This is a genomic window from Streptomyces regalis, from assembly GCF_001509475.1.
Lineage (GTDB): Bacteria > Actinomycetota > Actinomycetes > Streptomycetales > Streptomycetaceae > Streptomyces > Streptomyces regalis.
The window spans coordinates 40,156-62,090 of the sequence record NZ_LLZG01000391.1 but is presented as its reverse complement, the minus strand read 5'-3'; the positions used below and the strand labels follow the sequence as shown (position 1 = coordinate 62,090).

Sequence of the window (21,935 nt, the reverse complement as noted above, 5' to 3'; positions counted from 1 at the left end):
GCGGCAGGCCGAGCCTCTGCCCGACCCCCCTGGAAACCGATCGGTTTTAATTTTCTCCACTTCGAGTTAACCTCGCGGTATGACCACCGAAGTGAAACTGAGCTCCAGGGAGCGGCTGCTGGAGGCAGCGGCCACCCTCACCTACCGAGACGGCGTCAACATCGGCGTCGAGGCCCTGTGCAAGGCGGCGGGAGTGTCGAAGCGCTCCATGTACCAGCTGTTCGCGAGCAAGGACGAACTCCTGGCAGCAAGCCTGAAGGAGCGCGCCTCCGCCTACGTGGCAACTCTCCTGCCCGCGGCGGACGACGGCCGCTCACCCCGCGAGCGGATCCTGCACGTCTTCGAGCAGGTGGAATCACAGGCCGGCGCCCCCGAGTTCCGCGGCTGCCGGTACCTGGCCGTACAGATCGAACTCAAGGACCAGAGTCACCCCGCGAGTCAAGTCGCCCGCCAGGTCAAGGAGAACCTGACCACCTTCTTCCGCACCGAGGCCGAACAGGGCGGGGCGGACGATCCCGGTCTGCTGGCCCGGCAGCTCAGCATGGTCTTCGACGGCGCCAGCGCCCGCGCGGGAATCGGCGCCGACAGCCTGACCGGGCTCATCACGCCCACAGTGACCACCCTGCTCGACGCGGCAGGCGTGCACTGACGCACCACCCACCCAGAATGCTCCCTCACTTCCCCGTACTCGCGGGAAGTCCTACGGCCGTACGCGTGTTGCCGAGCATGCCGCACGCGAAGAAGGTCGTGGTCCTGTCGGCATCAGCACCCAGCGACAGGTGCACGGTCTCCCAAATCCTCATCCAGCCGGCCCGGACGACCTCACCGATCAGGTCGTCACCCTGCGCCTCGGCGGCCGCCACGGCGACGTATCCCTGCATCTGCATCAGGAGCGTTTCGGGGCGCGTCGAGATCAGCTGCGCGTAGGCGCTCGTCATGGCCTGGAAGGCCCGCTCGCCGCCCTCCAGTCCGTCGGCGGCCCTCTCGAAAGCCAGGCGGGTGTCTTCCATGCTCCGCAGCAATGCGGAGACGAAGATCGTCTTCTTGTCGGGGAAGAGCCGGAAGAGATACGGCTGCGTGACGCCGACCCGGTCGGCGATCGCCGCGGTGGAGGTGCCGTGGTAGCCCGTGCGCGCGAACTCGGCGATCGCCGCGCGGATGACGCCCTCACGCCTCTCCTGCGCACTCATCCTGCCCATGAGGTCATTCTCCCTACTCGAACTTGCAGATGGAAACCGATCGGTTTACTATAGCGGAAACTGATCGGTTTCGAGTGAGTTCGGGAGTCCATGATGACGACAGATCGGCCGGTGGCACTCGTGACGGGTGCGTCATCGGGCATCGGGAAGGAAACCGCGCTCGCGCTGGTCGCAGCCGGATTCGAGGTAGTCGGCACAAGCCGTGACACTTCACGCGTCACGCCGCTCGACGGCGTGACGTTCCTTGGACTTGACGTCGCCAGTGACGCCTCGGTTGCCGCAGTGGTCCAGGAGGTGAGCGAGCGGTTCGGGCGGATCGACGTCCTGGTCAACAACGCCGGTGTCGGCTCGATGGGTGCGGCCGAGGAAACCTCCCTCGCGCAGGCCCAGTCCGTCTTCGACACCAACGTCTTCGGGGTCATGCGCATGGTGAACGAGGTCCTGCCGCACATGCGCGCTCAGCGACGCGGGCGCATCATCAACATCTCGTCCGTGCTCGGGTTCCTGCCGCAGCCCTACATGGCCGCCTACGCCGCCTCCAAGCACGCGGTCGAGGGCTACACCGAATCCCTGGACCACGAGGTCCGTGACCACGGCGTCCGGGCGCTCATCGTCGAACCCGCCTACACCAGGACCGGATTCGAGGCCAACAGCGCGAAGCCCGACACCCCCCTGCACGCCTACGCGAAGCAGCGGCAGACCGTCGACCGCGTGCTGGCGGAGGCGGTCAGGGGCGGCGACGCCCCCGCCGTCGTCGCCAAGGCGATCGTCGCGGCAGCGACCGATACGAAGCCGAAGCCGCGCTACACAGCCGGCCCTCTGGCCGGACGCGCTCGCGTTCTGCGCCGCCTCGCCCCCGCCGGGGTCTTCGACAAGCAGATCCGCAAGATGAACCAACTGGCCGGCTGACGCGCAGGCGTTGCCTGGGCTTTCCGAACAGCCGCCCCACCCCCACCAGACAGAGGACACTTTGATGCCAGAGCGCAATCCCATCCTGATCACCGGTGCCGCCGGCGAAATCGGTGGTGTGAGCCGGACGATGGTCGACATGCTGCTTGAACAAGGGCACCCGGTACGGGCGTTCGTACGGCAGGACGACGAACGCGCGCATTCGCTCCGCCAGGCCGGCGCCGAGGTCTTCGTCGGTGACCTGCTCACCATCGCCGACGTGACCGCCGCACTGAAGGGCGTCCGGCGCATCTACTTCAGCATGAGCCTGTCGCCGTACTACACCGACGCCGTCAGCCTGATGGCCGCGGCGGCGCGGGCCCAGGGCGACATCGAGGTGTTCGTCAACATCTCCGAGTACGAGCAGTCGTTCATGACCTTCGACAACATGACCGCGCCGGAGGAAGAGCGGCGCGCGAGGCTCGGCGGAATCGTCGCCAACTGGTCGCCGCAGCAGCGGGCCCACTGGGTCGCCGAGCGGGTGCTGGAGTGGTCCGGCGTCCCGACCGTAAACATTCAGGCGGCCTTCTTCGTCGAGAACCCCATCATGACCTGGCTGGCCCTGAGCACTCTGGCCGACGGTGAACTGCGCCTGCCCTTCGGCGACCACCGGCTCGCACCCATCGCCGGTTACGATGTCGCCGAACTGTGCGCGAAGATCCTGGCCGACCCGGCGCCGCACATCTCCAAGTCCTACGCGCTCACCGGGCCGGAGCTGAAGGACATGCACGGGATCGCGGAGGACTTCGCGGCCGTGCTGGGACGCCCGGTCACGTATGTTCCCGAAGACATCGAAACCTGGAACGAGACCTACGTGGACACCCACATGTCCGCGTACCCGCACATCGCGGAGCACCTGAAGACCCTGACCCGGATCATCGGCCGCGGAGGATACGGCGGCATCACCGACGAGCTGGAAACCCTGCTCGGACGCCCGCCGAAGACCGTGCGCTGGGCACTGGAGAACCACCCGCGCATCCGGAAACTGGCGACTGGTCTATGACATTGATCGCGCCCTGGTTGAACTCGACGAGCGGTGGTGTTCCCGGGGGCGCGGGTGGTTCTCCAACGCCCAGGGCGCGGGACATGGTGGCGGTGACGCGCCGGTCGAAGAGGGTCTCCTCCACTCCCACGTCGATCCGGTCCTGGCCGGGGGGGAGGAGGAGGAGACGTCCTCAGGGGCGCGGGCCTGGCTGTTGAGGGCACGATGCGCGAGCCGCGCCGGGTCTGCCGCCTTCCCGGCCGGTCGGGCGGGCGGATCAGCGCAGTCCGGCGAAGAGATCGTTCTCGGGTACGGTGGCGCCGGTGGCGTCCTGGACCCGTACGAAGGTCTCCATGCCCATCAACTCGCCGAACCTCTCCTTGCCCATCTTGAGGAAGAAGATGTTCTCGCCCTGACTGGCGTGGGCGGCCAGCGCGTCGAACTTCTGGCCGCTGAACGCGGTGGTGTCCACCCACGTGGTGATCTCGTCGTCGGGGAGGCCGATCTCGGCCAGCGCGGCGGCCTCGGCAGGATCCGGCTCCGGCATGTCCTCACCGAACTCGCGCATGGTCTCCCCGAACTGCTGCATCATCGAGCGGGGCATCGTGGTCCAGTACACCTTCGGTGTCAGCGCGGTCATCTCCAGCGCCGCCATAGTGATGCGGTGGGCCTGGATGTGGTCGGGGTGGCCGTAGAAACCGTTCTCGTCATAGGTGACGACCACGTCGGGTCGGTAGTGCCGCATGAGTTCCGCGAGTCGGGCAGCGCCTTCCGCCACGGGGGTCTGCCAGAAGGAGCCGGGGGCGTCGTTGCTCGGCCAGCCCATCATCCCGGAGTCGGCATAATCCAGCATCTCCAGATCGCTCACCTTCAGGACCTCACAGCTCGCCTCAAGTTCTCGACGGCGCATCAAGGCGACCGCCGCCGGATCGTGCCCGGGATCGCCGGGCTTGACACCCCCCGGTCCGTCACCGCAACCGCCGTCGGTACACGTCACGAGAACCGTGCGGATGCCTTCCGCCGCGTACCGCGCGAGGACCCCTCCGGTTCCGGTGGCCTCGTCGTCGGGGTGGGCGTGTACTGCCATGAGCGTCAAGGGCCGGTCAGTCATGAAACAGTCCTCCTGCAGAAATACGTCTTGGTCCGAGTGCGCGGCGGGCGTACCGCGATCCCGGGGCCCGGGTCCTGGTGGGGCGGACGACCTTGTGGTCTCCGAGTTCCCCGCCCATGCGGCGCCGGTCCGTCGTCGATGCAACCGTCCCGACCGGCCCGGCTGTTCCCGACGCGGCCGTTTGGCCCTCCAGGCGTCTGCGTTTCAACGTGAACGAGGTAGAGGCGCGACCTGCACGTCAGCGCCACGTCGGATCCGCTTCCTCCGGCGCCAGCCGGCCCCGACACGCAGGTCGACGACAAGGCCCCGGGCGTCAAGTGTGGTGCGGTGTCGATCTGTAGCGACGGGACAGGCGCCGTGTCCCAGAGATCGGCACGATCGACAGGTGCTGGGCGAGGAGCCAGGCGAGGGCGACCTGCCCGGGCGTGGCGTCCTTGCTCTGGGCGAGTGCGACCACATGGTCCACGAGAGCCCGGTTCTCCGCGGTGAACCGAGGGATGGTCGTGCGGACGTCGCCGTCCGTGAACGACGTGGACGCGTCCACCGTCCCGGTCAGGAACCCCTTGCCGAGCGGGCTGAACGGCACGAACCCGATGCCGAGTGCCGCCGTGTCCCACCTCCCGCGCGGCCCGCAGGACCCTTTCGGAGTTTCGCGCGGCGTCGGCACGCAGTCGCCGCGAGGCATCGGTGGCGCCGGCGCGGGCATAGTGCGGCCGGTGGCCCGGCGCTTCGGCGAACTGGGCGCCACCGTCGCCGTGATGGGCCGGTCCCAGGAGAAGACGGCGGCCGTCGCGGCCCAGGTCGGCGGCAGGGTCCTGTTCGCCGGTGAACTCGCCGGAGGGCGCGCGACCCGCAGCCGACCCGCCAACTCCGCAGGCGGTCGGCCGAGTTGACGGGCGTGCCGTTGGTGCCCCTGCGGTAGCCGCTCAGCGGTCCAGTGGCTTGTGGGCGGTCTCGGGCAGGCGCAGATACACGAGGGACGAGCCGAGGCAGAGGGCGGCGACGTACCAGGGGAAGAGGCCCGAGTGGCCCAGCTCCTTGAACAGCGTGCCGACGTACGGCGCCGTACCGCCGAACATCGCGACCGTCAGCGAGTACGGGAACCCGATGCCCGCCGCCCGCACCCGCGGCGGAAACACCTCGGCGTTCACGGCCGCGCTGATCGAGGTGAACCCGGTCAGCAGCACCATGCCGGCGCACTGCACGAGCAGCAGTACCGCGAACGAATCGCGCAGGGCATGCAGCAGGGGCACGGTGAGGAGGGTGAAGCCCAGGCCGAAGAAGAGGAGCAGGGGGCGGCGGCCGAAGCGGTCGGAGAGCAGGCCGCCGAGGGGCTGGAGCAGGGCGAAGAAGGCCAGCGAGATCGTTCCCGCCAGCAGCGCGTCCGACTTCTCTATGCCCGCGTTGAGTTCGGCGTACGTCGGCAGGTACGACGTCCATGTGTAGTACGCGATCGTGCCGCCCGCCGTGATCCCGCAGATCAGCAGGGACTGGCGCGGGTGGCGGCGCAGGGCCTCCAACAGGCCGGGGCGCGGCGCGTGTTGCTGCTCGGCGCTCCTCGTCTCCTGTGCGCCCTGCCGGATCCAGAAGCCGACCAGGCTGAGGACGGCACCGAGGACGAAGGGCAGCCGCCAGCCCCAGCCGTTCATCTGCCCGTCGCTCAACGTGTCCACCAGCAGTGTCGCGATGCCCGACGCCACCAGCTGACCGGCGGTCGTCGACACGTACTGGAAGCTGGAGAACAGCCCGCGCCGACCCGGTCCCGCCGACTCCACCAGGAAGGTCGTCGACGCGGCGAACTCGCCGCCCACCGACAGGCCTTGGAGCAGGCGGGCCAGGACCAGGACCACCGGAGCGAGGACGCCGACCGTCTCGTACGTCGGGGTCAGGCCGACCAGCAGGCTGCTGCCGCCCATCAGGAGGATGGTGACCGTGAGCGCGGCGCGCCGCCCCCGCCGGTCCGCGATCGCGCCCATGAGCAGTCCGCCCACCGGACGCATGAAGAAGCCCACCGCGAACACCGCGAACGTCGACAGCAGCGGCACCAGGGAGTTGTCCGCGCTCTTGGGGAAGACCTCGGCCGCGATGTAGGTGGCGAGGAACGTGTAGGCGTACCAGTCGTACCACTCCACGGCATTGCCGACCGAGGCGGCGAGGAGCTGGCGTACGGGCCGATTCGTCGGCGGGGAAACCGTGCGCGTCGTCTCTGTCATGATCGCGACCATCCCCGCACCCCGGCCCCGGCACACCTCCCGTACCGACGACTTTCACACGAGCGCCACCAGACCCTTCCCTGACGTTTGGTGCTCCTGGAACACTCCTTCCGCGCGCATTCCGTCATCACCGGCCGGTCAAATCCCCCTCCATGGGAAGAGGTCCCTCACTCATGCCCGAAGTCAACCGGCGCCGATTTCTTCAACTCGCGGGCGCGACAACGGCGTTCAGTGCTCTGTCGAGCAGCATCCAGCGGGCCGCCGCGCTCCCGGCGAACCACCGCACGGGGTCGATCGAAGACGTCGAGCACATCGTCGTCCTGATGCAGGAGAACCGTTCCTTCGACCACTACTTCGGCAAGCTGCGCGGCGTCCGCGGCTTCGGCGACCCGTGCCCGGTGAAGCTGGACAACGGCAAGTCGAACTGGCACCAGTCGGACGGCACCAAGGAGATCCTGCCGTTCCACCCGGACGCCGACGACCTCGGCATGCAGTTCCTGGAGGGTCTGCCGCACAGCTGGCCGGACGGTCAGCAGGCGTACAACGGGGGCAAGTACGACAAGTGGCTGCCCGCCAAGGGCACCACGACCATGGCGTACCTGACCCGCGAGGACATCCCCTTCCACTACGCCCTCGCCGACGCCTTCACCGTCTGCGACGCCTACCATTGCTCCTTCATAGGCGGCACCGACCCGAACCGCTACTACATGTGGACGGGTTACACCGGCAACGACGGCACGGGCGGCGGCCCGGTCCTCGGCAACGACGAGCTCGGCTACGGCTGGACGACCTACCCCGAGCGCCTGGAGCAGGCGGGCATCTCCTGGAAGATCTACCAGGACATCGGCGACGGCCTGGACGCGGCCGGCTCCTGGGGCTGGATCGAGGACGCCTACCGCGGCAACTACGGCGACAACTCGCTGCTGTACTTCAACAAGTACCGCGAGGCGGGGCCCGGCGACCCCTGGTACGACAAGGCCCGCACCGGCACCGACGTCAAGAACGGCGACGGCTACTTCGACCGGCTGAAGGCCGACGTCAAGGCCGGCAAGCTGCCGCAGATCTCCTGGATCACCGCCCCCGAGGCCTTCTCCGAGCACTCCAACTGGCCCTCCAACTACGGCGCCTGGTACATCGCCCAGGTCCTGGACGCCCTCACCGCCAACCCCGAGGTCTGGTCCAAGACCGCCCTGTTCATCACGTACGACGAGAACGACGGCTTCTTCGACCACATGGTGCCGCCGCTCCCGCCGAAGGACGCCTCCCAGGGCAAGTCCACGGTCGACGTCTCGCTCGACCTCTACCCCGGCGACAGCAAGCGCCCGGCCGGCCCCTACGGCCTCGGTCCGCGCGTGCCGATGCTGGTCGTCTCGCCGTGGAGCAAGGGCGGTTACGTCTGCTCCGAGACCCTCGACCACACCTCGATCCTCCAGTTCATGGAGCGCCGGTTCGGCGTCAAGGAGACGAACGTCTCCCCCTGGCGCCGTGCCATCTGCGGCGACCTGACCTCGGCCTTCGACTTCTCCCGCAAGGACAGCCGCCCGGCCGCGCTGCCGGAGACCGACGAGTACGAGCCGCAGGACCGCGAGCGTCACCCCGACTACAAGCCGACGCCGCCGGCCGACCCGGACATGCCGCGGCAGGAGCGCGGCCTGCGCCCCTCCCGGCCGCTCAAGTACGCCCCGTACGTGGACGGTTCGGTGGACGCGGCGGCCGGCAAGTTCACGCTGGCTTTCGCCTCCGGTGCCAAGGCCGGTGCCGCCTTCCACGTGACGTCCGGCAATCGCACCGACGGCCCCTGGACGTACACCACCGAGGCCGGCAAGAGCATCGCGGACACCTGGAACTCGGTGTACTCGAACGGCTCGTACGACCTGACCGTGCACGGCCCGGCCGGCTTCGTGCGCTGCTTCAAGGGCTCCAACAAGGCGGCCGGCCCCGAGGTCACCGCCCGGCACACCGGCGACGACATCGAGCTGACCTTCACCAACAAGGGCACCGCCACCGCTCGGTTGAAGATCGCCAACGGGTACGGCGGCCGCCCCACGACGGTGACCGTGCGGCCCGGCGCCACGGTGCGGCGCACCGTCGACCTCGCGGTGAGCCGGCGCTGGTACGACCTGACCGTCACCTCCGACGGCGACCCGGCGTTCCTGCGGCGGTTCGCCGGGCACGTCGAGAACGGGCGGCCGGGTGTGAGCGACCCGGCGATCATCACCGAGTAAGCGGCCGCGACGGACGGATCGCTCGGATCAGAACGGATCGCTCGGATCAGAGCGGAGCTCAGAGCGGTGTGAGGTGCCCCGGCCGCGGTTGCCGGGGCACCAACGCCGGTTCCGGCGCCGCCGACTCGGGCTCCAGAGCCAGTACGGCGGCCACGGGGTGCTCGTCGTCGGCCTCGTGGGAGTGCGCGACGTCCGGGTCGGGCGTGAGCGCGGGCGTCGCCCGGGTGAGCAGCACCACACCCCAGGACGCCAGCCCCGCCCCGGCCAGCGCCAGCAGGATGCCTGCCGCGCCGCCCTGCAGTTGCTCGCCGAGCAGGACGAGGCCGATCACCGCGGCCGCCATCGGGTTCGCCAGCGTCACCACCGCGAGGGGGGCACCCAGGCCGCCCCGGTAGGCGGTCTGCGACAGCAGCAGGCCGCTCGCCGCGAGCGCCGCGATCAGCAGCGCCACCCCGGCCACCTGGAGGCTGAGCAGCGGGGCCGAGTCGTCCGTCAGGGCCACCGTCACGGTCTGCGTGAGCGCCGAGGCGACCCCGGAGGCGAAGCCGGACGCGGCCGCGTGCCGCAGCCCCGGCCGGGCGCCAGGCCGGGACAGCATGCCGATGAGCGCCACCGTCACCGCCGCGACCGCCAGCGCCTCGGACGTGCTCAGCACCTCGTCGGGTGCGTGCCCGGACGCTGTGACGAGGATCGCGGCCAGGCCGGCGAGCGTCAGCGCCGTACCGCGCCACTCCACCGCGCTGACCCGCCGCCCCGCGATGCGCGCGCCCAGCGGCACCGCGGCCACGAGGGTGAGAGCACCGAGGGGCTGCACCACGGTCAGCGGACCGTACTTCAGGGCCACCACATGCAGCAGCGCGCCGGAGCCGTTGAGCAGGACCGACCCCCACCAGGCGCCGGAGCCCAGCAGCCGCAGCGTTCCCGACCCCTGGGCGCGGGAGGCCAGCCGCTCCTGGGCGACGGCCGCGGAGGCGTAGGCGACGGCGGAGAACAGGGACAGGGCGACGGCGAGAAGAGTGGCGTTCATCGGCCCGCTCCCACGACCACGGCGTCCTCGTCCCGGGCTGCCGGGACGAGCTTCTCGGCGCCGCGGCCAGCCGTGGTCACTGTGCGCTGCGGCGAGCGAAGCGAGATGGGGGTCCCCCCGGACGAAGTCTGGGGGCGGATCACTGCGAGCGCGAGGCCGAGCATGGCCGTCGCCACGATCGCGTCGAGCCAGTAGTGGTTGGCGGTGCCCACGATCACGAGCAGGGTCAGCAACGGGTGCAGCAGCCACAGCAGGCGCCACCGCGACCGGGTCGCCACGATCAGGCCGATCGCCACCATCAGCGCCCAGCCGAAGTGCAGCGACGGCATCGCCGCGAACTGGTTGGACAGGTGGTCGGTCTCGGGGGAGCCGTACACGGAGGGCCCGTAGACCTGCCCGGTGTCGATCAGACCGGTCGCGGCCGGCATGCGCGGCGGGGCGAGCGGGAACGTCAGATGCACCACCAGGGCGGCGGCGGTGACCGCGGCGAGGACGCGGCGGGCCCAGACGTAGTGTGCGGGGCGCCGCAGGTAGAGCCAGATCAGGAAGGCCGCGGTGGCCGGGAAGTGGACGGTCGCGTAGTAGGTGTTCGCGAGGTGGATGAGCGTGTCGCCGTGCAGGAGCAGGTTCTGCACCGAGCCCTCGCCGGGCAGGTGGACGGCTCGTTCCAGGTCCCACACCCGGTCCGCGTTGCGGAAGGCCTCGGCGGTGTGGCCCGTGGCGAGCTGCCGGCCGAACTTGTAGACGAGGAAGAGTCCTACGACGAGCAGGAGCTCCCGGACGAGCGGAGGCCGCGCTATCGCGTCGGTCTCCGCCTGAGCAGGCTCGGTGCGGCCATTCATCCCCCGGCCCTTTCGCTGACGGTGGGTGGTGCTGGGCGGTGCTGGGCGAGCTCGTCGAGCTGTGGACTGCCTGGACTCGACGAACTCATCGATACGTCGACGTACCGAAACGCCTCTGTACCGATACGTCACTGTACCGATACGGGAGCGTTCCGGTACAGTGGCGTTTCGATAGACGTACGACACACTGGAAGCGCGGCCCCCTTCACATGGCGGGCCGCCGCACACGAGCGAGGAGAAGAGTCGATGACGTCGCAGGCCGCGGACGGACCGGAGACGGTCGCCGCCTCGCGCCGCTCCAAGATCACGCCCGAGCGTGAGCAGGAGTTCTACGACGCTGTGCTCGAACAGATCCGCGCGTGCGGTTACGACTCCGTCACCATGGAGGGCGTCGCCGCCAGCGCGCGCTGCAGCAAGTCCACGCTCTACCGGCAGTGGAAGACGAAGCCGCAGTTCGTGGCCGCCGCCCTGCGCGCCAGCCGGCGGACCCGCTTCGAGGGCATCGACACCGGCACGCTCGCCGGCGACCTGTGCGAGGCCGCCCGGGCCGCCGGAGCGTGGTCGGGCAAGGACACGCGGCTCTTCCAGGCACTCGGCCATGCCGTCATGCAGGACCCGGAACTCCAGCGAGCCCTGCGCGAGGCGCTCATCGACCCCGAGCTCGACGCCCTGCGGGAGATCCTCCGGCGCGGGGTCGAGCGGGGGGAGGTCGCCGCCGACCATCCGGCGCTGGAGTACATCCCGGCGCAGATCTTCGGCGTGCTGCGGGCACGTCCCGTCCTGGAGGGCGAGGACGCCGACCCCGAGTACATCGTCCGGTTCGTGCGGGCCGCCGTGTTGCCGGCGCTCGGCCTGACCTGAGACTCAGGCCGCCGTCCACGGGATGACTGGATGGTGACCTGTTCCGCGCCGCACCGTGGGGACGGGGGCGGCGCGCACCCCCCGGCCGGGTGGGGTTCCTCTTGAGCGGAGGGGCGCCCCACCCGGCCGTTTCATGTCCGGGAACGTGTCCGAGAACAAGAGCGGCTCAGATGTCCTGACCGTTGCCGCCGCCGGTGGACACCTTGATGCCCTTGGTGATCTCGTCGATGACCGACTGCTCCCCGGCGTCGACGCCGATGCGGACCACGACGATCTGCTGCTCACTGACGGGCGAGGGGAAGGCGAGCGACTCGACATAGCCGTCGGCGCCCTTGCTCGTGACCGCCTTCCAGCGGACCAGATAGCCCTTCTGCCCGGCCACGGTCACCGCCTTGGAGGCCAGCACCTCGTGCGAGGTGATCTCCCCGTACCCCTTGCCGTACGACTCCTCGGTGTTCGCCGCGATGTCCGCCTTGGCGACCTCCTCGGCCGTGTCGCCCTTGGTGCCGAGCGCGAACGCGGGCGCCGAGTAGGCGCCGCCCTTCATGCAGGTCTGGGAGGTGTCGGAGGGGCACTTGTACGTCTCGTTCGACGCCACATGCGCGCCCCAGTTGATCTGCTGGCCGTACCAGCCGTCCGGGATGGCGATGCTGATCCCGCTGACGGGGTCGGTCACCGAACCGCTCTCCACCCTCGGCGCCTCGGACCCGTCGGGGGAGGGGGACTGCCCGCCGGAACCGCCGCCGCTGCCGCCGCCGGAGTCCCCGAAGGGCCCTCCCTGGCCTCCCTGTCCGCCGGGGCCCTGCTGCGGGGAGTTGGCGGTGCCGCCGCCCGAGCCGTCGTCCGCGGTCAGCGCGTACACGCCGACGCCTATGCTCGCGAGGACCACCGCGGCCACTCCCACGGCTATGCCGGTGCGCAGGCCGCGCCGCCCGCCCGACTGCGGTTGGCCGGGATAACCGGGATGTACCGGATAGGTCGGATGGTCCCCCGCGGCCGACAACTGCTCCGGAGGACCCCATACGTCGGCCGACCCCACGGGCCGGACCTGGTCCGTCCATGCCTTGCCGTCCCACCAGCGCTCGGTGGGCGGACCGTCACTTTTCTGGCCCGGATCGGGATACCAGCCGGGAGGAGTCACCTGCGTCATGGGTCCACCGTATGAGGCCTCGGTGAAAGTCGGATGAGAGGATCCGCCCCGAGTCACTCGAGGACGAGCCGAACGGGCCGTTCCCGAGCGGCCGGCGGCAGTCGAAGTCCGTTCCGGCTGGGGGTGATGGAACCGAGCACGCGAAGGCGTATGCCTCCTTCGCGGCCGACGGCAGCCCCAACTCGTCGGAGGTGCGCAGGGCCACCTCCGGCAGCCGCTGACCGAGCATGCGCATGAGTACGGGGTTGCGCGTTCCGCCGCCGGAGGCGATCACCTCCGTCGCGCCCGCCGCGCGCACGGCGTCGGCGACCGCACGGGCCGTGAGCATGGTCAGGGTGGCGACGACGTCTTCGGCGGGCAGCGTCCCGAACCCGGCCGGCGCGTCACGCAGATGGCCGAGGTGGAACAGCTCCTTGCCGGTCGTCTTGGGCGCGGGCAGCGCGTAGTACGGCTCCTCCAGCGGCCGCGAACTTTTTTCGGTGGCCCGCGCGGCCTGTTGTGGCCGGCGCCCGCGCGAGCGTTCCGGACTCCCGCGGGACACCAGGATCCGCGCTGGCCCCGAGCCGTGCTCGAGCTCGCCTGAGTCCTCGCACCCGCGCGCTGCAACCGGAAACGGGACGTGGTGGCAGCCGTCGCAGCAACGGCTCGTGGACGCTGCCGCGACCGGCCGGCGCCCCGTCCACGTCGTACGCAAGGCGTCCACCGCTGAACCCCGTCGCCGCCGCGTCGGTGTCGAAGGCGGTCCCGTCGGGCGCGGTGAGGTTGGCGATGCCGCCGAGGTCGAGTGCGACGGGCGTGCCCGGCCGGCCGCGCAGCCACAGCAGGTCGACCAGGCTGACCAGAGGCGCGCCTGGCCGCCGGCGGCGATGTCGCGCGGCCGGAAGTCGGCGACCACCGGCAGCCCGGTCGCCTCGGCGATCCACGCGGGCTGCCCGAGCTGCAGCGTGCCGTACACCTGCCCGTCCTCGGCCCAGTGGTACACCGTCTGTCCGTGCGAGGCGACCAACTCGGCCCGTCTGTCGCACAGTTCACGGTCCGCACGGACGGCGGCCGCCGCGAAGGCCTGCCCGATCCGTGTGTCGAGCCGGCACACCTCGGCCATCGAGGTCGTCGCGAGCACCTCCCGCAGTCCGCCGTCGTACGCCTGACTCACCAGCCCCAGTGGCTTGAGGACGAGGCTGTCGCCGACGAGACCCAGCTCGGCCGCCGCCGCGTCGATGGCGTCGTACGACGTGCCCGACATCAGGCCGATGACCCGCATCCGATCAACTCGCCTTTCTCCGCAGTGGCTTGGCTGACCTGGCCAGTGCGAGAACACCGCATTGGACAGGGCGTAGGCGAGTCCCAGCCCCGTGCAGCGCACGTTCGTCGGGAACAGCTCGGCGAGCATCGCGGGGCCGGGCCCTGCCATCAGCCCCACCACGGCACCCGCGCCGCACACCGCCGCACCCGACCAGTGCCTGCTGGAAGGTCGCGTCCAGCGTGGACTGCAGATACGAGGGCAGCACGAAGAGGAAGGTGTACCCGGCCGCCGCCCACCCGCCGGCGTCTCGTCGAGCCTGAGCCGCAGCCACAGGGCGCCCAGAGCCAGCGGCAGCGTCAGCAGGAACGGCAACCTCCAGCCCCAGTCACCCAGTTGCTGCTCGGTCAGCACGGTGGCCGGCAGCGCCGCCGCTCCCGCATCGCCGAGCAGCCCCCGTACAGCCCACGCCGCCCGGGTGGCGCGAACTCGGTCATCACCGACACCGCGGATCAACACTGGAAGCTGACGTTCCGTGACAGGTTGTCGACACTCCGTCAAAGAGTGTCGTGGCAGGGCCTGCCTGAGGGACGACACCGCGCCAGCGGTCGAGCGTCCGGTGACATTTATGGCCAGTTGACGGATCTGGCTGTCACAAGCGCAGGTCGCAAGCCCTTCGCGTCGCCCGCCCGCACCCGCTGTCACCCATCACGGCAAAGGTGCCCCGACCGGCCTCCAGTTAGGCAGCCGGACGGCTACGCTCGAGGTCTGTACGTCGTTCGGGCGACTTGGGGAGGTATCGGGATGACGGAGGTACGGCCCACACAGGCCGCCTCGGCTTCCCTGTGGGAGCGCGACGAGGAACTCGCCGCCGTCGAGCGAGCCCTCGACACTCTGTGCGCCGACAAGTCCTCCTCGGGCAGCCTTCTGGTGCTCCGGGGCGAGGCGGGACTCGGCAAGACCGCGCTGCTCGCGGAGACGCGCCGCATCGCCGAGGCCCGGGGCTGCACGGTGTGGTCCGCCCGCGGCAGCGAGACCCTGAGTTCCGTTCCCTTCAACGTGGTACGGCAGTTGCTGCAGCCCGCGCTGCTGTCGCTGATGCCGGAAGAGGCGCGCGAGTACCTCGGCGACTGGTACGACATCGCCGGCCCCGCCCTCGGCATAGCGGACCCGGGCGAGCGCCAGGCCGACCCGCAGGGCGTGTGCGACGGCCTGGTGGCCGCCGTACGCCGACTCGCCCGGCGCGACTGGCCGCTGGTGCTGCTGATCGACGACGCCCACTGGGCCGACCAGGAGACCCTGCGCTGGCTCGCCGCGTTCGCCGAGCGCCTCGGCGAACAGAACGTCCTGGTCATGGTGGCCCGCCGCCCCGGCGAGGTCGGCGGCGACAGCGCCCGCCACCTCGACGCGGTCGCCGCCGCGGGCTGCTCCGTCGCCAACCTGAGCGCCCTCACCCCGGACGCCACCGCCGGCCTCACCCGCGCCACCCTGGGCACGCACGCCGATGCCCCGTTCTGCCGAGAGGTCTGGGCCGTCACCGGCGGCAACCCGTACGAGACCGTCGAACTCCTCGCCAAGGTGCAGGACAGCGAGTTCGAGCCGACCGAGTCCGCGGCCGGCGAGCTGCGTGCCCTGAACCGCTCGGCGCGCGGCGGCGGCCTCGTCGCCCGCCTGGAGACGCTCGGCATCGAGGCCACCCGGTTCGCCTGGGCGGCCGCGATCCTCGGCACCGGCATCTCGGTCGACCTGGTGGCCGAGCTCGCCACCATGAGCCTCGACGACGCCGTGCACTGCGCCGACCTGCTGCGCACCGCCCGTATCCTCACCGAGCCCGACCCGGCCGGTGCCCAACCGGACGACGGCGAGCTGCAGTTCGTGCACCCGCTGATCGCCACCGCCGTCTACAACTCCATCCCCGACGCCCTGCGCACCGCCATGCACGGCATCGCCGCCCGCGTCGTCACCGACAACGGACGCGGCGCCGCGGTCGCCGCCCGCCACCTCCTCGAGGTCCACCCGGACAGCGACGAGGAACTCGTCGAGCAACTGCGCGAGGCCGCCCGTGAACACCTCGCCGTCGGCGCCCCCGACGCGGCCCGCCGCTGCCTGGAGCGCGCCCTGCTGGAGCCGCCCCTGCCCGAGGCCCACGCGCGCGTGCTGTACGAACTGGGCTGTGCCACCCTGCTCACCGCGCCCGCCACCACCGTCGACCACCTCCAGACCGCGCTCGCCATGCCCGGCCTGGACGGCGGCGCACGCGTCGACGCCGTCTGCCGCCTCTCCCAGGCCCTGCTCCACAACGACCAGCTGGAGGAGGCCGTCCGCACCGTCGAGGCGGAGGCCGCCCGGCACCCGGCCGGACCCGCCAAGCTGCGGCTCCAGGCGGTGCAGTTCATGTGGGAGGGCATCCACGCGGGCGAGGCGACCTCCCCGGGGCGCTCCGCGCGCCTCGCCGACCTCGCCAAGACCTGCACCGGCCGCGACAACTCCGAGCGCGCCCTGCTCATCCTGCGCGGCTTCGACGCCATGGCCCGCGGCGAGAACGCCGAGGAGGTCGTCGAGCTGTGCGACCGCGCCCTCGTCAACGGCCGCCTCGCACCCGGACTCGGCTGGACCGACCCCGAGTGGGGCCTCGAGCTGCCGATGATGCTCGCCAGCGCCTACGCCTTCACCGACCGGCTCGACCGCGCCGAGACCCTCTACAACGAGGCCCTGCGCGCCTACGAGTCCGCCGGCTGGAGCGGCGGCCACCTCTCCCTGGCCCACGCCTACGTCGGCCTCGGACACCGCAGGCGCGGCCGGCTCGACGAGGCCGAGACCTCCCTGCGCAAGTCGCTGGCGCTCGCCGAGCGCGTCGGCCGCCGACTGCCTCTGCACTGGTCCGCCACCTGCAACCTCGTCGACACGCTGCTCGCCCGCGGTCATGTCGACGAGGCCTGGGAGATCGCCGAGCAGTACGGCTTCGCACCGCCGTACCCGTCCACCATCGTCCTGCCGGACCCGCGCTCGGTCCGCGGCCGCCTGCTCCTCGCCGTCGGCCGCACCCAGGAGGGCATCAACGAACTGGAGGAGGCGGAGAAGGCGGCGGCCGTCCGCGGTCACCACAACCCGGTGCTGGTCCCCTGGGCCGTCGACCTGGCCCGCGCCCTCGCGAGCGTGGACCCGGCGCGCGCCGCCCGGCTCGCCACCGACGTCCGCCGCGACGCCGAGCGCCTCGGCACCGACACCGCCATCGGCGAGGCCCTGCGGTGCGCTGCCGCGTTGGAGACCGGGCAGCGGGCGGTGCGCCTGGCCGAGCAGGCGGTCACCTATCTGGAGGCTTCGCCCTGCCAGTACGAACATGCGGCCGCCCGCGTCGAGTACGGCATCGCGGCCCGCTCGTCCGCGGAGCTGCAGCGCGGACTGACCCTGGCGCGGTCGTGCGGTGCGGACGGGCTGGTGGCGCAGGCGGAGTCGGCGTTGCTGTCGGGCGTGGTGTGAGACGGGTCAGAGGGCCAGCAGCTGAGCGGTGACCGCGGCCAGTCGCTTGCGCACCTCCGGGTCGTACGTCCCCTCGTGCGCCCGGGACGGGCTCGTGCCGTCGAAGTAGGTGCCCGTGCCCAGGTCCTGGGTCGCCAGGGCCAGGACGCCCGCCGCCCCGTCGGCGACCGTGCTCCAGGGGGTGACCCCGCCCTCGCGCACCATCGCCGTGTCCATGAAGGTCGCCGGGTGGAGCACGTTCACGGCGACACCGGTGTCCGCCAACTCCTCGGCGAGGGCGAAGGTATGGGCCGCCAGGGCGAACTTGGCTCGTCGGTACGCCGCGAAACCGTCGTATCCGCGTCGGAACTCGACGTCGTCGAAGTCGAGGGGTTCCTGGCCGGCCGAGCCCACGTTGACGATCCGGGCGGGCGTGTTCGCGCGCAGCACCGGGAGCAGGGCGCGGGTCAGCGTCACCGGTGCCAAGTAGTTGACGGCGAGCCGTAGTTCGTGTCCGTCCATGCTCAGCTCGCGCCCGGCGCCGGGCGCGCCCGCTCCCACGCCCGCGTTGTTGATCAGCACGTCCAGGTCGGGATGCGCGTCGGCGACATGCGCGCCCAACTCACGCACCTGTGTCAGCGAGGCCAGATCGGCGACGAACCCCTCGGCGTCACCCTCGGTGCGCAGCTCCTCGACCAGCTGCTCCGTACGACCCGGGTCGCGCCCGTGCGCGAGGACGACGTGCCCCGAGCGGACCAGCTCGAAGGCTACGTACCGGCCGAGACCGGAGGTGGCGCCGGTGATGAGAATCGTGGACATGCCTCCACCGTAAACACGCGGTGGGGCATGTGCGAGGTGCTGCTGAAGCTACGACCGGCAGGGTCACCCTTCCTCTTCCGCGAGCACCCGCTGGGCCGCCGCGAACGCCGAGTTCGCCGCCGGAACCCCGCAGTACACGGCCGTCTGCAGCAGTACGGCCCCGATCTCCTCCGGCGTCAGCCCGTTGCGCCGGGCCGCCCGGACGTGCATGCCCAGCTCGTCGTAGTGGCCGTGCGCGACCAGCGCCGTCAGGGTGATCATGCTGCGTTCGCGGCGGGTGAGCGTCGGGTCGGTCCAGATCTCGCCCCAGGCGTAGCGCGAGATGAAGTCCTGGAAGCGCGCCGTGAACGCGGTCTGCCGGGCCTGCGCCCGATCGACGTGGGTGTCGCCGAGCACCTCGCGCCGCACCTCCATGCCCCGCTCGGCGCCTCCGTTCAGGTGGGCCCGCAAGGCCGTCAGCACGGCCTCCGGGCACTGCGCCGGCGCCAGGTGCGAGGCCCCCGGGATCTCGACGAGCGCGGCACCGGGCACGGCGTCCGCGATCTCCCGCAGGTGCGGAGGCGGGGTCGCCGGATCGTCACGCCCGGCGATCAGCAGGGTGGGCGCGGTGATGGACGGCAGCTCGTCCCGCAGGTCGAACGCGGCCAGCGCGTCACAGCACGCGGCGTACGCGCCCGGATCGGCGTTCCGATGGTCGGCGACCAGCTCCGGCACGGTGAAGCCGGGCGTGAACCAGCGGGCGTTCGCGTTCTCCGCGAGCTCCGCCAGCCCCTCGCGCCGCACCAGCGCGGCCCGCTCCTCCCACGGCTTCGCACCGTTGAAGTGCGCCGACGAACAGATCACGGCCAGCGAGGAGACCCGCTCCGGATGGTGCACGGTCAGGTGCAGCCCCACCGCGCCACCCAGCGACACGCCCGCGTACGCGAACCGCTCGATGCCGAGCGAGTCGGCGAGCGACAGCACCAGACGGGCGAGGTCGCCGACCGTCGCGCCCTCCTCGATGAGATCGGCCGCCGAGCCGCCGTGCCCCGGCAGATCCCAGCGGACCACGCGATGGGTGATCGACAGCTCGGGCGCGACCTTGTCCCACAGGGCGTACGAGGTGCCGAGCGAGGGTCCGAGCAGCAGCGGGGGCGCGGTAGCGGGCCCTTCGGCACGGTGGTTGAGGAGTCTGGTGGTCAACGTCGCTCCAGAGCACGGTCGGTGAGGGCTCCGGCGGAGCCGGTGTAGTGGGTGGGATCGAGGTCGACGTCCGCCAACTCCGGTGCCGAGTCGAGCGGGCGCCCCTCGGACGCCAGCCGGGTGAGCAGTTCCTTGGCGCGGGCACGGCCCAGCACGGAGGCGAGCTCGGCGGAGAGCCGCTCGGAGACGATCAACCCGTGGGTGAGATCGAGGTGTTCGCGCATGGCGTCCGCGTTCACCCGCAGTCCCTCTGCCAGTTCGGCGGCGTCCCGGGCGGCCCCGCCCACCAGTCGCAGCAGGTCCCGCAGTGGCTCCCACTCGGCGTGCCAGGCTCCGGCCGGCCGCTCGTCCTCCGCCGCCATCGAACCGTACAGCGTGGCCGCGAGCTGCGGCGCGCGCCGGGCGGCGGCCGCGATCAGCGTGGACCGTACGGGGTTCGCCTTGTGCGGCATGGCCGACGAACCGCCGCCGCTGCCCTCGGCGACCTCGGCGATCTCGGTACGGCCGAGCACGAGCACATCCGTCGCGATCTTGCCCAGCGCCCCGGCGGTAAAGGCCAGGCACGCGGCGAGATCGGCGATCGGCGTGCGCAGGGTGTGCCAGGGCAGGAGCGGCGCGTCGAGGCCGAGTTCACGGGCGAAGGCCGCTGTGAGCATCTCCGTGTTTTGGGCGCCGTACGCCGTGAAGGCCGCGAGTGTCCCGGCGGCACCGCCGAGTTGGGCGGGGAGATCGTCCCGCACTTCGGTGACTCGGTCCCGCGCGTCCAGGACCAGTGACCGCCACCCGGCCGCCTTCAGCCCGAACGTCGTCGGTACGGCGTGTTGGGTGAGCGTCCGGCCGGGCATCGCGGTGTCGCGGTGCTCGGCGGCGAGCCGGGCCAGGGCCCGCTGGGTGCGTTGGAGGTCGGCCAGCACCGGATCGAGCGTGCGGGTCGCGACCAGCATCGTCGCCGTGTCCAGGATGTCCTGGCTGGTGGCACCGCGGTGCACGTACGGGCCGTACTCCTTGCCGACCGCCTCGGTGAGGTCGGCGACCAGGGGGATGACGGGGTTGCCGCCGCCGCGTGTCCGCTCGGCGAGGGACCGCACGTCGAACCGGCGCGCGTCGGCAGCCTCGGTCACCGCGTCCGCCGCCCCCTCCGGGGCGAGCCCCAGGCGGGCCTGCACCCGGGTCAGCGCGGCCTCCGCGTCCAGCAGCGCCTGGAGGTAGGCGCCGTCAGAGGTCGTGGAGGCGGCGGGGGAGCCTGCCCATCCGGGGGCGAGCAGGCCGGTGTCCGCGTCGGGTGGGGGAGTCACTGGAACTCCAGGAAGACCGTCTCGCCTTCGCCCTGAAGGCGGATGTCGAAACGGTAGGTGTCCGCGCGCTCCTCCCGCGCGATCAGCGTGCCGCGCCGCTCCGGCGCCACCCGGGAGAGCAGCGGATCGGCCGCGAGCGCCGCCTCGTCGCCCGGCAGGTAGATCCGGGTGAACAGGTGCACGAGCAGCCCGCGCGCGAAGACGCACACGCTGATGTACGGCGCGCTCTGCCCGCGCGCCCCGGGCCGCAGCGTCCGCGCCGTCCAGTGGCCGCCTGCGTCCGTCTGGATCCGGCCCCAGCCGGTGAACTCCACGCCGTTGCGGCCCAGGAAGCCACCGCTCGCCGGGTCCCGCCGCATCGAGCCGTCGACCTGCGACAGGTTGCCGCCCGGGTCGGGACCCCACAGCTCCACGAACGCGTCCGGCAGCGGGTTGCCCTCGCCGTCGTGGACGTATCCCTGCAGCGCGATCGTGTCGGGGTGGCCGATCGGGGCGATGTCGCCGCCGCCGGGGAAGGGCAGGGCGTGGCCGTAGAAGGGGCCCACCGTGTGCGACGGGGTCGGGAGCACGGTCTCGGGACGGCTCGTGTCGATCTTCGTCATGGCAGGTCAGCGCCCTTCTTCGATCCAGGTGGCGTTCGGCCCGTCGAGCACGATGTCCCAGTGGTAGCCCATCGAGAACTCCGGCACGGACAGGCTGTGGTCGTAGGTGGCGACCAGCCGCTGGCGGGCCGCGTCGTCCGTCACCGACTGGATGATCGGGTCGTACGGGAACAGCGGGTCGCTGGGGAAGTACATCTGCGTCACGAGCCGCTGGGTGAACGCCGTGCCGAAGAGCGAGAAGTGGATGTGCGCCGGCCGCCAGGCGTTGACGTGCTGGCGCCACGGGTACGGGCCCGGCTGGATGGTGGTGAACTCGTAGAAGCCGCTGTCGTCCGTCAGCGTGCGGCCGACGCCCGTGAAGTTCGGGTCCAGCGGGGCGTCGTGCTGCTCGCGCTGGTGGGCGTAGCGGCCGGCCGAGTTCGCCTGCCAGATCTCGATGAGCTGGCCGCGGATCGGACGGCCGTCGCGGTCGAGGAGGCGGCCGGAGACGGTGATGCGCTCACCGATCGGCTCGCCGTTGTGCTGCTTGGTGAGGTCGTTGTCGATCTCGGTGATGTCGCGCTCACCGAAGGCGGGGGAGGAAAGCTCCACCAGCTCCGGGTCCTTGGTGACGTCGATCGCGATGGGCGGCTGCTTGGGGTGGCGCAGCACGGAGGAGCGGTACGGCGCGTAGTCGCGCCGCGGCTGGTGCTCGACGGGGGCTCCGTCGGCGACCCGCTTCTCGTAGGCGGCGTGCTCGGCCGCGATCTCCTGGTCGATGTCGTGCTGGGTGAGAGTCAT

General features: G+C 71.2%; 19 protein-coding genes and 3 pseudogenes. 7 read left to right on the top strand and 15 right to left on the bottom strand.

What is annotated here, in order from left to right; genetic code table 11:
• Positions 1–79 precede the first annotated feature (79 nt).
• Entirely contained in the window at positions 80–649 is a 570-nt protein-coding gene (locus ADL12_RS41100; protein ID WP_062713043.1) for a TetR/AcrR family transcriptional regulator, read from the top strand.
• Between the two features lie 25 nt (positions 650–674).
• On the opposite strand, the gene ADL12_RS41095 is transcribed toward ADL12_RS41100, so the two are convergent.
• Complete coding sequence (locus tag ADL12_RS41095) at positions 675–1,199, bottom strand: TetR/AcrR family transcriptional regulator (protein WP_062713042.1); 525 nt, start codon at positions 1,197–1,199, stop codon at positions 675–677.
• 93 nt (positions 1,200–1,292) lie between these two features.
• Between ADL12_RS41095 and ADL12_RS41090 the strand changes: the two genes are divergently transcribed.
• Both ADL12_RS41090 and ADL12_RS41085 read left to right on the top strand, forming a co-directional pair.
• Positions 1,293–2,108 (top strand): oxidoreductase, encoded by an 816-nt coding sequence (locus ADL12_RS41090; protein ID WP_062713062.1) that lies wholly within the window; start codon positions 1,293–1,295, stop codon positions 2,106–2,108.
• A gap of 64 nt (positions 2,109–2,172) precedes the next feature.
• On the top strand, positions 2,173–3,150 hold the full coding sequence (locus ADL12_RS41085) for an NmrA family NAD(P)-binding protein (protein WP_063806799.1): 978 nt from the start codon (positions 2,173–2,175) through the stop codon (positions 3,148–3,150).
• A 256-nt stretch (positions 3,151–3,406) separates the two neighbouring features.
• On the opposite strand, the gene ADL12_RS41080 is transcribed toward ADL12_RS41085, so the two are convergent.
• A complete protein-coding gene (locus ADL12_RS41080; protein WP_062713039.1) occupies positions 3,407–4,240 on the bottom strand; it encodes a PIG-L family deacetylase in 834 nt (277 codons plus the stop codon).
• Between the two features lie 313 nt (positions 4,241–4,553).
• A complete protein-coding gene (locus ADL12_RS41075) occupies positions 4,554–4,925 on the bottom strand; it encodes an aldo/keto reductase (protein WP_279617196.1) in 372 nt (123 codons plus the stop codon).
• Between the two features lie 31 nt (positions 4,926–4,956).
• Between ADL12_RS41075 and ADL12_RS51840 the strand changes: the two genes are divergently transcribed.
• The gene (locus ADL12_RS51840; RefSeq protein ID WP_159053455.1) at positions 4,957–5,133 is read left to right on the top strand and encodes a hypothetical protein; all 177 of its coding nucleotides are present in this window, start codon (positions 4,957–4,959) and stop codon (positions 5,131–5,133) included.
• A 33-nt stretch (positions 5,134–5,166) separates the two neighbouring features.
• Here the strand turns inward: ADL12_RS51840 and ADL12_RS41065 are convergent, their stop codons facing one another.
• Positions 5,167–6,465, bottom strand: coding sequence for an MFS transporter (locus tag ADL12_RS41065; protein ID WP_062713033.1), 1,299 nt, complete (start codon positions 6,463–6,465; stop codon positions 5,167–5,169).
• A gap of 161 nt (positions 6,466–6,626) precedes the next feature.
• On the opposite strand from ADL12_RS41065, the gene ADL12_RS41060 reads away from it, so the two are divergent.
• A complete protein-coding gene (locus ADL12_RS41060; protein ID WP_062713031.1) occupies positions 6,627–8,678 on the top strand; it encodes a phosphocholine-specific phospholipase C in 2,052 nt (683 codons plus the stop codon).
• Between the two features lie 58 nt (positions 8,679–8,736).
• Here ADL12_RS41060 and ADL12_RS41055 read toward each other — a convergent pair whose 3' ends face one another.
• The gene (locus tag ADL12_RS41055) at positions 8,737–9,705 is read right to left on the bottom strand and encodes a DMT family transporter (protein WP_062713029.1); all 969 of its coding nucleotides are present in this window, start codon (positions 9,703–9,705) and stop codon (positions 8,737–8,739) included.
• The gene (locus tag ADL12_RS41050) at positions 9,702–10,547 is read right to left on the bottom strand and encodes a phosphatase PAP2 family protein (protein WP_062713027.1); all 846 of its coding nucleotides are present in this window, start codon (positions 10,545–10,547) and stop codon (positions 9,702–9,704) included. The genes ADL12_RS41055 and ADL12_RS41050 overlap by 4 nt, the downstream gene beginning before the upstream one ends.
• 246 nt (positions 10,548–10,793) lie before the next feature.
• On the opposite strand from ADL12_RS41050, the gene ADL12_RS41045 reads away from it, so the two are divergent.
• Entirely contained in the window at positions 10,794–11,408 is a 615-nt protein-coding gene (locus tag ADL12_RS41045) for a TetR/AcrR family transcriptional regulator (RefSeq protein WP_062713026.1), read from the top strand.
• 166 nt (positions 11,409–11,574) lie between these two features.
• Here the strand turns inward: ADL12_RS41045 and ADL12_RS41040 are convergent, their stop codons facing one another.
• The 4 genes and pseudogenes from ADL12_RS41040 to ADL12_RS51835 form a co-directional block, all read right to left on the bottom strand.
• The gene (locus ADL12_RS41040; protein WP_062713024.1) at positions 11,575–12,558 is read right to left on the bottom strand and encodes a DUF2510 domain-containing protein; all 984 of its coding nucleotides are present in this window, start codon (positions 12,556–12,558) and stop codon (positions 11,575–11,577) included.
• A 53-nt stretch (positions 12,559–12,611) separates the two neighbouring features.
• Positions 12,612–13,018 (bottom strand): annotated as a pseudogene (locus ADL12_RS58740) (anhydro-N-acetylmuramic acid kinase); the annotation flags it as partial.
• Between the two features lie 166 nt (positions 13,019–13,184).
• Positions 13,185–13,819: pseudogene (locus tag ADL12_RS58735) on the bottom strand (anhydro-N-acetylmuramic acid kinase); the annotation flags it as partial.
• Between the two features lie 36 nt (positions 13,820–13,855).
• A pseudogene (locus ADL12_RS51835) lies at positions 13,856–14,307 on the bottom strand (MFS transporter); the annotation flags it as partial.
• Between the two features lie 295 nt (positions 14,308–14,602).
• Between ADL12_RS51835 and ADL12_RS41030 the strand changes: the two are divergent.
• Complete coding sequence (locus ADL12_RS41030; protein WP_062713022.1) at positions 14,603–17,278, top strand: ATP-binding protein; 2,676 nt, start codon at positions 14,603–14,605, stop codon at positions 17,276–17,278.
• Positions 17,279–17,284: 6 nt separating this feature from the next.
• On the opposite strand, the gene ADL12_RS41025 is transcribed toward ADL12_RS41030, so the two are convergent.
• The 5 genes from ADL12_RS41025 to pcaH form a co-directional block, all read right to left on the bottom strand.
• Complete coding sequence (locus ADL12_RS41025) at positions 17,285–18,076, bottom strand: SDR family NAD(P)-dependent oxidoreductase (protein WP_062713020.1); 792 nt, start codon at positions 18,074–18,076, stop codon at positions 17,285–17,287.
• A 63-nt stretch (positions 18,077–18,139) separates the two neighbouring features.
• Positions 18,140–19,258 (bottom strand): bifunctional 3-oxoadipate enol-lactonase/4-carboxymuconolactone decarboxylase PcaDC, encoded by a 1,119-nt coding sequence (gene pcaDC / locus ADL12_RS41020; protein WP_062713018.1) that lies wholly within the window; start codon positions 19,256–19,258, stop codon positions 18,140–18,142.
• Positions 19,255–20,553 (bottom strand): 3-carboxy-cis,cis-muconate cycloisomerase, encoded by a 1,299-nt coding sequence (gene pcaB / locus ADL12_RS41015; RefSeq protein WP_062713016.1) that lies wholly within the window; start codon positions 20,551–20,553, stop codon positions 19,255–19,257. Before pcaB ends, pcaDC begins: the two co-directional genes overlap by 4 nt.
• Entirely contained in the window at positions 20,550–21,155 is a 606-nt protein-coding gene (pcaG, locus tag ADL12_RS41010) for a protocatechuate 3,4-dioxygenase subunit alpha (protein ID WP_062713014.1), read from the bottom strand. Before pcaG ends, pcaB begins: the two co-directional genes overlap by 4 nt.
• 6 nt (positions 21,156–21,161) lie before the next feature.
• Positions 21,162–21,935, bottom strand: coding sequence for a protocatechuate 3,4-dioxygenase subunit beta (pcaH, locus tag ADL12_RS41005; RefSeq protein ID WP_062713011.1), 774 nt, complete (start codon positions 21,933–21,935; stop codon positions 21,162–21,164).